The organism is Microvirga vignae (assembly GCF_001017175.1).
Classification (GTDB): Bacteria; Pseudomonadota; Alphaproteobacteria; order Rhizobiales; family Beijerinckiaceae; genus Microvirga; species Microvirga vignae.
This window is the reverse complement of sequence record NZ_LCYG01000028.1, coordinates 50,811-64,109: the sequence shown is the minus strand read 5'-3', so window position 1 is coordinate 64,109 and position 13,299 is coordinate 50,811. Positions and strand designations below refer to the sequence as shown.

The window sequence follows — 13,299 nt, the reverse complement described above, 5'->3', positions numbered from 1 at the left end:
AGACGCAATCTTTCCAACAGGGGACCGTCCGCATTCAGAAAGGTTTCTGAACGGAAAAAACAAACCGGCTGGCGAGCGGAAAACGTTCCAGTCCCGGCCAATGCATTTTCCGAGGTGCGCTGACGGGTAAGGCGGTCAACGAACCCAGCGCATCATGGGGCGCTTCAGCAGAGCGTTCATTGATCTGGCGCAAGGTGACGGCAAGATAGTTCATTGTCAACGTCTGGCGCTCCCCCGCCTTTTTTGCGATGCTTGACCCATAATGTCTGGAGAGCCGGATGCCGCTTCTGAAAGCTGAGCCTGCAGGGTCCGTACGATCTCTCGAGGAACTGTTTGCCATTGCATCCGCCATGGAGCACGAGGCGGCGACTCGCTATGCCGAGATTGCCGAGCGCATGCGCCGGGAGGGCAATCCAGCCCTGGCCGAGGTCTTCGAGCGTCTCTCAGCCGATGAGAGAGGTCACCTCGACAATGTCGTTCACTGGTCGCAGAAGACGAAGGGAAAGGATCCCGACCCGACTCTTATTCGGTGGCAGCTTCCTGAAACCTTCGATGATGAAGGGGCTGCAACAACCGATCCTCACCTGCTGAGTGCCTACCGTGCCCTTTCCATGGCGGTCCGCAACGAGGAGCGCGCCTTTGCCTTTTGGACTTATGTCGCCGCACATGCGGGGTTGGCCGAAGTTCGTCAGGCGGCGGAGACAATGGCCCATGAGGAGTTGGAGCACGTCTCCACGCTTCGGCGCGAGCGGCGGAATGCATTTCATGCGCAGCGTGAGCAGGCTGGCTCAGATGCGCAGGGGAGCGAGAGTGACGCTGCCCGCTTGGAAAGGCGGCTTGCAGATCTGCTGAAGTCCATGGCGGCTCAAGCGCCGCATTCAGAGGAGCGCTCGCGCCTCCAGAACTTCGCTGAGGAAGCGCGTCGCCATGCAGAGGAGCTTGAGCGTTTCCCCCTGTCTGTTCCTGGGCCGGCAGCAACGCGGTCGGCTTTGGATGATACCTTGGCTTTGGCCGAATTGCTCACCGATCGTTATCTGGCCGCCGGCGATTCTCTCCGAGACGAAAAAGAACTGGAGCAGGCTCAAATGCTAGCCGGACGTGCCATTGCGCGGCTAGCCTGGCTGCGCGCCGATCTCCCGGAACTCCGGAGAGATTAAACGAAATCTCATGGTGTGATCTGACGACTGCCGTTACCCGGTCAAGGCCTGATCGTGATAAGCCCTTCCAGACTGGCTTTTTCGAAGTCGTCGACGAGGACCTCGACCTTGACTTGCCAGGACCCCGGCAGCGGCAGCACCAAACCATCGACAGACCATTCGCTTCTTCCTGTTTTCACGGCAGGGCGCTCAATGGGTTCGATTCCTGAATCGGGCTTTGCCAAGACCAGTGAAATCTTTTTGGCATCCACGGACTCCCCATGCACGGAGGCGACGAGGATTTTCGCTCGCGTCGCTCCGCTACGCCCTGGAAAGAGGGTGACTTGCGCCATGAGTTTGGGTGCATGCAGATGAACACTTGTCGAAGAGCTGATCTCTGGCGCGGATGCAAGCACTCGTGGGGGAGGAGTGAAACGCCACAACCCTGCAAGTGCGAGAATGGCTACAACGAGCGCAGTCTCGGTCACGATGGATCGTATGAGCCACTTCCGACCAGATCCTGCGGGAGCCGTTAGCGCTGGTGTGAGCCAAAGACGATTCATGCCTGCCAAGCCGAGGAGCCCCGTGACAAGCAACGTCTTTACAACGAGAATCCGGCCGTAGGCCGTGCCGATAAGATTGGCGGGCGCGGCGACCTGGACCACCGCCAGCATAACGCCAGCCAAACTCATGAGCCCCACAGCAACAAGCGCTCCGGACGAGAACCGGCGAACAACCGGAAGGGCCAGCAAAGGCGGAGCCTGGCGCAGAAGCAGCATCAATGGGATCAGGGCTCCGACCCAATAAGCAACCCCGATGCTGTGCAGGAACACGGCAGGACGCATCAGCCATTGAGGAGACGCCGAGCTGGCATGACCGCTCAGTGTCATCGATACTCCAACGCCGACGAGACCCAAAAGGCTCAACCCTCGCCCCCACGTCTCCACTCTGACTTGCTTGCTGGCCGATGCTACTGCGAACGCAGTCAGCGCGGCCGCGATCGTCGGACCAAACGATGTCCGCCATCCGGCCGACCATACAAGAGGCGATCCCAAATCGGTGAGCGAAAGCCCGAGAGCATCAAGTCCTTGAAAAGCCAGAGAGGCCAGTGCCGCTCCGGCTCCGACACCAAGGAGGATGGTCAATATTTGAGCGGTTTTCCGAGACGGGAGGGTGGGCGCGATCCATCTTTGGAAGAACACGCCTCCCACGCCTGCGAACAATCCCAGATGAACCAGCATCCGCGAAAGCCAGAGAGCGACGTGGACATCCCAGGATTGTTTCGCGTCCGAACCTGTTCTGACTGCCGATGACGTTCTAATCGAGAAAACAACGGAACCGCTGATCGGGTGACCGTCACCCGAAACCACACGGTAGCTCAGGACATGACTGCCGAGGGGGAGATCGGCTGGTAGGGTGATATCGAGAATGGTGTCATGGCCGGCAACAGGCAGCCCGTGATGAACCCGTCCCTGCGCGTCCGCCAGATTGGCAGTCAAAGGAGCAACGGGCTCGTTGAAGCGTAGCTCTACCTTGGATGGAGCCGTCTCGACGACGGCTCCATCCGCAGGATTCGAGGAGACAAGTGCCGCATGCGCGAAGGCGCGCTCGCCACATAGAAGGGCGAGCGCAAACCAGATAATCGTGAAGAGCACGCGCATGGTTCGATCCTAGAGAGAGCCAGGGCGTGGCTCTTCTCATCAATCAATGGGTCTCAGCCTTTGCGGGCAAGAGCTTCAGCCCGGGAGCGGGATACCTGTAATCATCCACCTTCTTGCCCTCCGCAGGGATCTCAATCCACCGATCCGCTTTGCCGCCGCCGCATTCCTGTACGGTTGGAAAATACAACGTGGTATCAGGCTTGAGGTGGTCCGTCAGGAACGCACGGAAGACGAACTCGTCGTAGTGTTCGTCCAGCAGCTTGCCTGTCCAGATGATTTCCTTCACGCCCTCGGTGGTGGGAGTCCCATGGTAGTCATAAGGCTGGTCGTAGGTTCCTTTGACCGTCTCCATCGTCCACCCGGATTTGGGCATGGGCTTGACGGCAATCACGCCCTCCGGAACACGCACCCTTAATTTCAAGGTCGGCGCGCCGTCGCAACCGTGGCCGACACGCAGCACGGCCTTGTATGTTGAGTTGACAGGCGCTTGCTGCGTTTCAAGGGTCGTGTGAGCCAAGGCAGGGCCTGCAAGAGCAATGAGAGACGACGCGACAAGCATCGAACGAAAGCGATCTGTAAACATGATTCAGTCCTGTTGAAGAGAGTTTCGTGTGGCGGCTCAGGCAGCTGCAGGAGGCGCGCGCGGGCCGATGGGACGAAACAGGACGATGTTTGCTGCTGCTTCCGTCGGATGCTGGAATGCAAGAATATGAGATTCAATCCTTGGCCAAAGCCAGGAAGCATACCCAGTGGGAGAAGGAGGCAGCCCGGGATGCGCGCCGAAGATACAGCACGGAACCTTGTGCGTCATACCTCCTTCGGGCATGTCAGCATTGTGATCTGTCGCCTGCGCCATGTGGGCGGCATGAATGCTGGCATTCTCCATCGCGCCGTCGGTGGCGCGGCCAGCCCCCAGAGCGATCAAGAGAATGTGGAGAGCCAACACCAAGGCGGAAATAAAGGCAGTTGCCTTTCGAGCCCACCCAGCAACATGCCTTGGAACGAGCATGGCCATTACCTAGGCTCCGGGGCAGGCGCATCAACGACATCGCCGTGGATGATCTGGCCTTTGTCGCTGGAAAGGCGCCTGCGGCTCCGGCGCGAGGTGAGAGCCAGAATACTGGCGAGCCCTACGAGTGCAAAGAGAGTTACGATCCCGCTGGCTTGCCGTCCGCTGGTCCAGTCCGTGAGGTCGCAGACCAGGCGCAGGGCCATCGAGGCATGCAGGAGCATCAATGGCCCATAGAGTGCAGATGAATAGCGAATGCGGATTCCGGCAACAGCCGGAAGTATGATGAGGGCATGGCCGAACACCATGGACAGGACGAAGCCGACCAGCAATCCGTGAAGAATGGCGCCGTACGCGAAGCCGTTGCTGGCGGGGGCTGCGATCAGTAATGCTCCGACGATCGCCAGCCAAGCATATCCCGACATCATGCATACGGCCATGAACTGAGTTTGCCCTGTCCGCAGGATGTTCAGGCGGGCAATGTCATGACGCAGGAGCCAGGCAGCCAGCACGATGAGAGCGCTGCCAAACAGAATGGCGCCATTCTCGCCTGTCAGCTGGTTCTGCGCTCCGGCTGCAAGCAGGCTGATGGCGAAGAGGAATAGGAATTCGCCTTTGCGCTGGGGTGCCACGATACGGCTCATCTCGAGACGCTCGCCTGCGATGGTGAGGATCAGGAAACTGACCCACCAGCCGGAGACCTCGGGGACCGAAAGGCCCATGAGCCAGAGCACATTTCCAGCGAGCCACGCCAAGGCTCCGAACAACAGCGTTCCTGTAAAGAGGGCGGGCTGCTGAAGCGTGATGAAAAGCGATCCTCCGGCCAGCAGGAATGCTGCCATGACATAGGCAAGCGCACCCACTTCCATAGGAGCGCCAGCAATTAAAGCGAGACTTCCAAGCACCGATAGAGTAGGGGCAACGTAGCTCCATATGGACCCAAGGGCGGCAGCACGCTCGAGGCTGATCAGGGTTCCAAAAAGCCCGCATATCATGATCGGCCCATGGATCCCTGCGAGCGTTGTGCCATGCGGCAGGATCCAGCCGAGGCGCTCAAGGGCTCCATAGAATCCAGCAAATACAATCAGGGCGGCAGTCAACAGAATGAACGAGTGAACGCGCCGCTTCTGCCGGGCGGACAGCACGCGCGGAGTCTTTTCGCCACATGCGTGTGCTGGCAGTGACGCCGACATTGGACCTCCAAGAAAAAGACGCATGAGGAGCCTCAAGGTGTTGAGGAACATCTCTCGTCTAGGGAGACTCGTCTTTGATGGAGCGCAAACGAGATCCATGAGTTCGAGCGGCCAGCCTCTATGGACGTCAGTTGATCCGTCCCAGAGACGGAGATGGTCTGGCGCATCGTGCGGACCCGAAGGGCCACGTCAGTGAAAAGGGGACGCGGTTTTCCGCGTTACACGATGCGCTCCTCCAGAAGGAGAGCATCGATCCCAAAAGTGGAATCCCCTTTGGGTCCGATGCTTTAGTCTCCATGACGATCACCAGTGTCCATGACGATCACCTGCGCCAGACCTGCCGTTCGAAGTCGAGCACCCGCATCGTGATCTTGAGAACGGAAACGGAACTGAGGCTGATCCAGCTTGTCTATTGCATGGTCAGAACGACGAGCCCCTCACATCAGTGGCTTGAGCGAGGGGCCCATTCCCGAAAAGGGGGTTAGCGGACGACAAGGACCGGCAGCTTCGAGTGTGAAAGAACTTTCAGGGTCTCGCTGCCGAGAAACATGGCGGAAACGCCACCGCGGCCGTGGGATGCCATGACGATCAGGTCACAGCCTCGGCCTTCCGCAGTACGAACGATGGCCTGATAAGGTTCGTCGTCCTCACGGTGGATGGGACTTGCCTCGACGCCCGCATCCGCAGCCACCTTGGCTGCCTCTTCGAGAGTTTTCGACGCCTCCTTCGCCACGTGCTCCTTGAAGGACGAGGCTGTCTCTTCAAGCTGCTCGGCCTCCAGACTGAAGGCGTGAAAGCGCTCCGAGACCGTAAGAAGAGTAACCTTGGCGTTTAGCGCCTTGGCCAGTTGAACGCCATGCGCGACACCGCGTGACGCCAGAAATGATCCGTCCGTTGCGATCAGAATGTGCCTGTACATCGGAACCTCCTCGCTAGGCTGCTCAGCTTCCCCTCGCGATGGAGCCATGATCAGCCCAACCTTGGATATTGGAGTTGATTATAATCCAATTGAAGGATGTTACATGCAGTTTTCCGCAAGGCCTAGGGACGGAACGGTTCTGAGGGCGTGCAGGAGCCTTGCCTTGCGCCAGTAGACGGATCACGTCGCAACGGTAACGGCAGCCACGATCATGCCGACGGCTGCTGACAGGCCGACCCAATCCATCACCAGCGCTAAGCGGTCGTTCGCCGGCGACTGGGATCGGACTTCCAGAATTGGCTCGGCATCCTCGTCCTGCATGGTCTGCTCCACGCATCCAGCGTGATTTCTAGGGCTGCACGCGGAGGGAGGCGATTGCTCTTAAAAGGGCGTCCAAAACGGAAGCCGCCCGAACGGAGGACCGGCGACGCGCATCAGCAGATTGGAGCCAAGCCTCCATTCCACCATCTGGACTTCCTTAGAGCTTACTGCTCAGGATCAGGATGCTGACAAGGGGGCATATCATGAAATGCTTTATAGCTGCAGTCGCGGCAACGTTGTTGCTGGGCGCGCCGGCCATCGCAAAATGGGAAACCGATGTCGACGAAGATCCCATGACCGATGACAAGGTCGCCTATATGGAAACGACTCTGGACGGTGACGACGACGTGGCACTTGCCATGAAGTGCTGGGACGACAAGGACAAATCCATTTCTTTGTACGTCTATACGGGAACCCGCTATGACAAGGCGGCCAAGTACGAAGAGTTCGAGGTCTTCAGCCTCAGAGTCGACAAGGGAGAGGTTTTCAAATTGCCCTTCGCTCCGGTCGAGGACGAGGGATATCTGATGTATGAGCTCCCCATCTCCGGTTATGGTCGAACGGAAGAGGCGTTCAGAGCGGCGATCAAGATGATCGGAGCGGCCAAGGGCAAGGTCGCTGTCGAGATGAGCAATAATCAGTATGTGTTCGATGTCGGTGGATCTGACGATGCATTCGACACGTTCCGCAAAACCTGCAAGCTCGATCTGTCCAGCTGACAAGATCAGCAATCCTTCTCGTGATCGGACCTGCTTCAATCCTGAGGCAGGTCGTCCAGCCGAAGGCTATGCAGGACGCCCACCGTATCCGCGGGAAGCGGCGTCGGGCGGCGCGTCTGTTTGTCGACCATGACGATGGTGGCCTCCGCCGTCGCGGCGAGACGACCGTCATTGAACATGCCCTGCGCCAGCGTGAACGAGCTGCGGCCGACTTTGAGAACCCCTGTGCCGATATTGACGGTACCGGGCCAGAAGAGCTCGGAGCGGAAATCGATCAGCAGCCGTGCGATCACGAAGCTCGTGCCTTTGGGCGCGAGCGGCCTTTCAGGATCATACATGAAAGCCACCCGGCCGATTTCCGAGTAGGTGGCGAAGACCGCGTTGTTCACGTGCCCCTGTCGGTCCATGTCCGCATAGCGGATCTCGGCGGACGTCCTGTGCGGATACGCCTCTAGCGGGCGTTGAGAGTTCGTATCAATCATCGTTTTGTCCTTGAGCCTCGGCCATAGAACAGCAAAGGGAGCGACAGCAAAAGGTCCTATGGCGAAACTGTTTTTTGTCGCCGCTTGCCCCCCGCTCTTCTATAGGGAAGGGCGAAACGGGCAATCATTGCCAGGAGAGATTGATGAAGCGAGCGCGTAACGAAGTGACAGAACCGCAGGATGCCGAGGCGCGCCGGAAGATTCCTCCGGTCATCTGCTATCCCGTCGATACCCTGCCCCGTCCCAACCTTGCGGCCTATCAGGCGGTGCGTGAGGGCTGGCAGAAGGTGGATGAGGTCATCGTGCCGCCACGCGAAGCCCGCTGCTTCTCGGTGCCGGCCGGCTCCTTCTTTCGCATCGTGAGCATCGAAGGCCCGCAGGTGGGAGACTTGAACCTCTGGGCAGCAGAAGATCTCAATGAGCGCTTCTTCTCCGGCAAGACGCGCGCGCTGCACGGCACGCATCTGTCCACCGGCGATCAGCTCTGGTCATGCCTGCCCTACTTGCGGCCCATGGCGACGATCACGCATGACACGCTCGATTGGTATGGCTTCGACGAGTTCGGTGGCTCGGTGCACGACGTCATCGGCACGCGCTGCGATCCCTACACGCACAAGCTCCTCTCCGGTCATGAATATCACCATTGCTGCCATTCGAACCTGACGCGCGCACTCGCCGACAGGGTAGGCCGCTCGCGCGAGTCCGTGGAACCTGCGGTGCACGACGTGCTCAACGTCTTCATGTGCACGGGCTTCACGCGCGATACGGGCCAGTACTTCATGAAGGCTAGCCCCGTTCGTCCCGGCGATTACCTGGAGTTCTTCGCGGAGATCGATCTTCTCGGCGCTTTGTCGGCCTGCCCCGGCGGTGATTGCAGCTCGGAGCATTCGAGTGATGTGGCCGTGTGCCATCCGCTGCTCGTCGAGATCTACAAGCCGAAGACCAGGCCTGAAGGCTGGGCTCCGGCGCCTCGCAGCAGCTACAGCCGCAAGCATGGCGACTGAACATGAAAAGGGCCCCGGGAGGGGCCCTTCTTCCTTATCTGACCACCGGCAGCGGCTTGACGGCCGGGCCTGTGAAACGGTTCGTCGCAAGATCTCCTACGGGCTTGTTGGAGAAGCCCATATGGACGCTGGGTTCCGCCGCCATCAATGCGCTCAGCGCCGTCGGTTTCTGAGGCGCATGGGCTGCAGGAGCCTTCGGCTCGGGAGCATCAACCGTCTTCGCCTTGGAATCTTTCGTCGAAGCCTTGGGCAGGTCCTTTGGCGTCGAGCCTGTGACCGGAATGTCGACGGGGCCCGCAGAGGCGACAGCGACAGCACGGTCAGGACGTGGCGGGGGTAGGGGAGCCGAGCTTGCGGATGCAACCTCCACTGGGCCGCGCAGCTCGCTCTGCAGCGGGATCGGATTCGTCTCAGCGAGCGAGCCGGGGCGTACAGGCGGGAGCGGGGCGTAGGCGAGCACGGTGGTCTCGCCCGCGTCATCCGCGTCGGGACGGCGCGGCGGCATCGGTGCGAAAGCCATACCCTTGGCAATCGACATCTCGTTCTGCGCTCCCGGTCCCTGTTGCCATGCGAGCGTCGGGCCGCTTGGCGTATCGACCGTGCTCGGCATGCCGCTGATGCGCGTCGGCGGCAGAGGAGCCGATGCAGGAGGTGACAGATCCTCGCGTAGGGCCGGTGCCATTGCGGCCACCACGGCAGGTGCCGGAGCAGGCTCGGGCCGCGCCTGCGCCACCATCACAGGAGCCTGGCGCGCAACCGGCGCGTTCCTGTTCTCGTATTGCTGCAGGACGGTCTGGGGCGACACATCGTCCGTATAGGAGCTGCCCGGCGGATAGCTGGTGCTGCGCGATGCCACGAGCGTGCGGCCTGGGCGGGAAGCGGTGCGGATCTCCTCCGCATCCTCCTCCTCATCCTCAAGACCGAACAGGGTCGCCCAGAAGCTCTTGCGGCGCGGCTGCTGGGCGGCAATCGCCTCTTCCGCATCCGCATAAGCCGAGTAGCCCGCCACAGTGCCGCCCTTGGCCAGCACTTCGGCACGGGCCATGTCGTAGCCGGGCAAAGGCCTGCCATCGGCCGGAATATGCACCGTCTTGCCGTCGGGGAACAGGCCCACGAGCTGATCGCGCGTCATGCGTGGCCAGGCGCGAACGCTGCCCACATCGAGATGGACGAACGGCGTATAGGCATTGGGATAATAGCCGACGCCACCATTCTGGAGCTTCATGCCGACGGCGCGCAGGCGCGCGGCAGACACGTCGGGCAGATAGAAGTCCATGGCCTTGCCCTGCATGTGCTGGCTGTTCTTGGCCACGGCACTGGAACGCCGGCGCAGCATGGAATTGGTCTGAGGCGATCGGTAAGCCGAGTTCACGTGCACGGGCGCGCTGGAACCTACCTCTCGATAGACCTCCCACACCGTATCGAACAGGCGCGGGTCCATGCGAGTCGGCTCGTCGCGCCGCCAGTCGCGCAGGAACCAGTTGAGCTGCTGCAGGGCGGCAGAATCGTACTGGCCGTTGCGCCGGAACGTCACGGTGAGAGTTTCCTTGGTGTTGTTGTGATAGAAGGTCAACGTGCGCGTATCGCCGTTGGCGATGGCATCCTGCGTGCCGCGCACGCCGCCGACCATGACGGCCAAGAAGGCCGCAAGACCAATGCCGGCGCGACGCACCAAGCCGTCCGAACGCAATACTCTCACTGGGATACTCGTCTCGTACTCGCTGCACTCGGGGCAGTGCAGTAATCACTTATAGTGAAAGGATCTTTGCCGAAGACGGTTACGTTGAAGTTAAATAGGCCACAAAAAAGCGGCCTTTAAAGGCCGCTTTTGAAGGAAATCAGGGAGCGAGGCTGAGAGCCGCCCGGACCTTCTGATCCAGGCCGTAGAGATCGGGGAAAGACTTGAGCCCGCCCTTCTCGTCAGCCGCGAGCGTAAAGTAAGCCAGGTGCACGGGTAGGGGTTTCGGCAGGAACACCGTGCGTTCGCCCTTGCCGATCAGGCCCCGCAGCTTCTCCTCGGTCCATTTGCCGCCCTCGCCCATGATCTCTTCCGCAAGCGCGAAGGGCTTGTCCACGCGCACGCAGCCATGGCTGAAGGCGCGTTTGGAGGCCGAGAACAGATTGCGGTTGGGTGTATCGTGCAGATAGACCGCGTGCTGGTTGGGGAACATGAACTTCACGAAGCCCAGCGCGTTGCGCTCGCCCGGCGGCTGCTGCACCATGATGCGATCACCCCTGCGGATGATCTTGTAGCCCTTCCTCGCGGCGTAATACGGATCGTTCGCGAGAGCAGGTAAAATCTCTTTCTTCATGATGGACGGCGGGATCGTCCAGGACGGGTTGACCACGAGGTACTTCATGTCCTCGGAGAAGATCGGTGTCTGCGATTGCTCCTTACCGACAATCACCCGCGTCTCGTGTGCAACCTTGCCGCCCTCCATGAGCTGCAGGCGGAATTCCGGTACATTCACCATGATGTGGCGTGCCCCAAGGTCCTCGGGCAGCCAGCGCCAGCGCTCCATATTGGCGATCAATCCCGCCTCCCGCTGCGCCAGCGAGGGGCCGGACAAGGCAGCGACCGTCTGCGGCGTGAGAATGCCGTTGGTGGGCAGGCCCTTTTCCTTCTGGAAAGCCGCGACCGCTGAGGCCAGACGCTCGTCATAGACATTCTGGTTCCGGTCGTCCTTCAGATTAAAGCGGGCGCGGATCAGCGGTACGCGCGGATCTTTCATGCCGACCCGAAGCGCCGGGCCCTTGGGCACACGCACGCTCGGCTGCGAGGGATGATTGGCGCGCAGTTCCGCAAGCCGCTCTTTGAGAGCACGATAGCCCGCATGCGGCGGGTTATAGGAGGCAAGCGCCGCATTCGCGTCCTTTGCGAAGGCGACTTTCGTCAGAACGTCGTCGGCACTGGGAATCGCCAGTTTCGGCGTCACCAGCCGCGAGAGGCTGGACGGCTCGATGCGTCCGCCGCGGGCGTCGCGTGCGTAGCGGATCACGGAAGCCGAGAGCTTGAGGTCGGCTTCTGCCCATTGAGAGGGAGAGGCGTCTTTCCGCAGCTTCAGATCGGGCAGGGGATAGGCCGCTGAATCGAGCCCGTCCTCGTCGGCAGCCTTGAGCCGCGCGACGGCCCCCATGGCGGCGGGTGTGAAAGCGCCATCCTGCGCCCAGGCCAAAGGACGCTCGGCCTGCGCATAGAAGGATGTCAGAGCCTCGCGTTCCTTCTTGCTCAAGCCCAGATCGCGCATGGCTGCATCATCGGCGAGCAAGCCTTCCATCATGATGCGCAGCACATCCTGCTGCATGAGTGCGGTGACGGGTGCGGCATCAGGTAAGGGGATCTCGATAGCGGGAGCCGGCTTCAGACCGGCAGTGTCGAGGGTCACCGGCGCGGGATCGGGCACAGGGATCGCCTGGAGGGCCGTGTTCTCCTTTTCCGTTGCGGGAGGCATCGACACATCGTGGAACGATGGTTCGGCGGGGCTCAGTGCAAGAACAGGCTGGGGCGCATCGGTCGTGCCGCTCGTAACGGTCTGCGCCATTGCGGAGAGAGACAAGAGTGACGCCGATCCGATCAGGCCCAGCCATAATGCCGTCTTGCGCAAATCACGCATGACCCATCTCCCTTATCGCAATGGGTTGGAGGACGTTGCATCCTCCGCCTTCAAATGAGATTCGTCAGTGTGCGGGCACACGTCTGCTACGCTTAACGCACGAAGGCGTCATGCGGCTGCATCGCTTAAACCAAGTTCTTTCAATTTTCGGTAAAGGGTCGAGCGGCCGATTCCGAGATGACGTGAGATAGCCGACAGATGCCCTTGATAATGCTGAAGGGCAAAGCGGATCGCGCGCTCTTCCAGCTCCGCCAATGTCAGCATGTCGCCGCTCTCACGAATCAGCGAAAGCGCGTGCGGAGCAGGTTTCTCAGGCGGTTCCTGCATGCGAATGGGCGCAAGCGTTCTTGCCGCCGGAACCGGCGGGATCTCAATGCGGAAGCCCTCCACATGGGCCGCAATTTGGGGAAACTCGCTAGGTGTCAGAAAAGCTCCATCGGCGAGGATCACCGCGCGATAGACGGCATTTTCGAGTTGTCGGAGATTACCCGGCCAGTCGTAGCGGGTCAGCAAGGTCAGTGCATCCGCCGACAATCCCCGGATCTTCTTCCCTTCGTCCTTTGCAAAGCGCTCGGCGAAAAAGTGAGCCCATTCGGCGATCGTTTCGCGCCGAGCCCTTAAAGGACGTAGAGCAAGAGGCATCGCTTGGAGGCGATAATAGAGGTCTTGGCTAAATCGACCTTTGCGCACCTCGTCGGCCAGGTTGAAGCCAGCGCTCGCGATGATCCGCACATCGAGGCGGCGGGCCGGCCGCGAGGCTGTATCCTGGTGGAAAATCGTCTCCGTCAGCTGGGTTTGAGCTTCCTGCGACAGGTGCTCCACGCCTTCGATGAACAGCGTGCCGCCATTGGCTTCCTTCAGGTGCCGGAGGAGGCTGGCCTCCTGAGTGCTTCCCTCCCAGAAGGCCTCTTCCGTCAGCAGACTGATGAAGGGGCGGGTCCTGCGATCGCTGTTCTCGTGGATCGCCATGGCCAGCGCCTTGGCACCGCTGCCGGCCTCCGTCTCGATCAAGACTGGGAGGGCCGAACGTGCCCCCCGGTCGGCGAGCCGAGCCGTCCTTTCCCGCTCCGAGCTCGTGACGAAACCGGCCGTGCCCTGGCGAAGAGCTCGGATATCGTCTGCGAAGAACCGGTGGAGGGGCATGAGGGAACAAGTTTCAAGGGAATCGCTCCCGGCGATGCTGGGCGACAAGGGTAAACCGGGACTTAACGCCGGCCGCTTTTGAGGGGGACCCTTCCCCC

General features: G+C 60.7%; 14 protein-coding genes. 3 read left to right on the top strand and 11 right to left on the bottom strand.

What is annotated here, in order from left to right; genetic code table 11:
- Positions 1–34 precede the first annotated feature (34 nt).
- A complete protein-coding gene (locus AA309_RS34210) occupies positions 35–214 on the bottom strand; it encodes a hypothetical protein (RefSeq protein WP_150117512.1) in 180 nt (59 codons plus the stop codon).
- A gap of 64 nt (positions 215–278) precedes the next feature.
- Between AA309_RS34210 and AA309_RS11920 the strand changes: the two genes are divergently transcribed.
- A complete protein-coding gene (locus tag AA309_RS11920; protein WP_047189239.1) occupies positions 279–1,157 on the top strand; it encodes a ferritin family protein in 879 nt (292 codons plus the stop codon).
- 41 nt (positions 1,158–1,198) lie between these two features.
- Here AA309_RS11920 and AA309_RS11915 read toward each other — a convergent pair whose 3' ends face one another.
- From AA309_RS11915 to AA309_RS35175, 6 genes are all read right to left on the bottom strand, one after another.
- Positions 1,199–2,797: a copper resistance CopC/CopD family protein gene (locus tag AA309_RS11915; RefSeq protein ID WP_047189238.1), complete on the bottom strand. Its 1,599-nt coding sequence runs from the start codon at positions 2,795–2,797 to the stop codon at positions 1,199–1,201.
- A 43-nt stretch (positions 2,798–2,840) separates the two neighbouring features.
- Complete coding sequence (locus AA309_RS11910) at positions 2,841–3,380, bottom strand: YcnI family copper-binding membrane protein (protein ID WP_047189237.1); 540 nt, start codon at positions 3,378–3,380, stop codon at positions 2,841–2,843.
- Between the two features lie 36 nt (positions 3,381–3,416).
- Entirely contained in the window at positions 3,417–3,812 is a 396-nt protein-coding gene (locus tag AA309_RS11905) for a hypothetical protein (RefSeq protein ID WP_047189236.1), read from the bottom strand.
- Positions 3,812–4,999, bottom strand: a complete 1,188-nt coding sequence (locus AA309_RS11900) for a hypothetical protein (protein WP_047189261.1) — start codon at positions 4,997–4,999, stop codon at positions 3,812–3,814. Before AA309_RS11900 ends, AA309_RS11905 begins: the two co-directional genes overlap by 1 nt.
- A gap of 481 nt (positions 5,000–5,480) precedes the next feature.
- A complete protein-coding gene (locus AA309_RS11890) occupies positions 5,481–5,918 on the bottom strand; it encodes a universal stress protein (RefSeq protein WP_047189234.1) in 438 nt (145 codons plus the stop codon).
- Positions 5,919–6,098: 180 nt separating this feature from the next.
- Positions 6,099–6,239 (bottom strand): hypothetical protein, encoded by a 141-nt coding sequence (locus tag AA309_RS35175; RefSeq protein WP_160310443.1) that lies wholly within the window; start codon positions 6,237–6,239, stop codon positions 6,099–6,101.
- Positions 6,240–6,442: 203 nt separating this feature from the next.
- Here AA309_RS35175 and AA309_RS11885 point away from each other — a divergent pair, with 203 nt between their 5' ends.
- Entirely contained in the window at positions 6,443–6,958 is a 516-nt protein-coding gene (locus AA309_RS11885) for a hypothetical protein (protein ID WP_150117511.1), read from the top strand.
- Between the two features lie 35 nt (positions 6,959–6,993).
- Here the strand turns inward: AA309_RS11885 and AA309_RS11880 are convergent, their stop codons facing one another.
- Positions 6,994–7,440, bottom strand: coding sequence for an acyl-CoA thioesterase (locus AA309_RS11880; protein WP_047189232.1), 447 nt, complete (start codon positions 7,438–7,440; stop codon positions 6,994–6,996).
- Between the two features lie 143 nt (positions 7,441–7,583).
- On the opposite strand from AA309_RS11880, the gene AA309_RS11875 reads away from it, so the two are divergent.
- Positions 7,584–8,444, top strand: coding sequence for an urea carboxylase-associated family protein (locus AA309_RS11875; protein WP_200901981.1), 861 nt, complete (start codon positions 7,584–7,586; stop codon positions 8,442–8,444).
- A gap of 34 nt (positions 8,445–8,478) precedes the next feature.
- Here AA309_RS11875 and AA309_RS11870 read toward each other — a convergent pair whose 3' ends face one another.
- The 3 genes from AA309_RS11870 to AA309_RS11860 all read right to left on the bottom strand — a co-directional run bounded on the left by AA309_RS11870 (position 8,479) and on the right by AA309_RS11860 (position 13,201).
- Complete coding sequence (locus AA309_RS11870) at positions 8,479–10,143, bottom strand: peptidoglycan L,D-endopeptidase MepK (RefSeq protein ID WP_244470330.1); 1,665 nt, start codon at positions 10,141–10,143, stop codon at positions 8,479–8,481.
- A gap of 139 nt (positions 10,144–10,282) precedes the next feature.
- Positions 10,283–12,058, bottom strand: a complete 1,776-nt coding sequence (locus AA309_RS11865; RefSeq protein ID WP_047189230.1) for a L,D-transpeptidase family protein — start codon at positions 12,056–12,058, stop codon at positions 10,283–10,285.
- 108 nt (positions 12,059–12,166) lie between these two features.
- On the bottom strand, positions 12,167–13,201 hold the full coding sequence (locus AA309_RS11860; protein WP_052954653.1) for a sigma-54-dependent transcriptional regulator: 1,035 nt from the start codon (positions 13,199–13,201) through the stop codon (positions 12,167–12,169).
- Between the last annotated feature and the right edge of the window lie 98 nt (positions 13,202–13,299).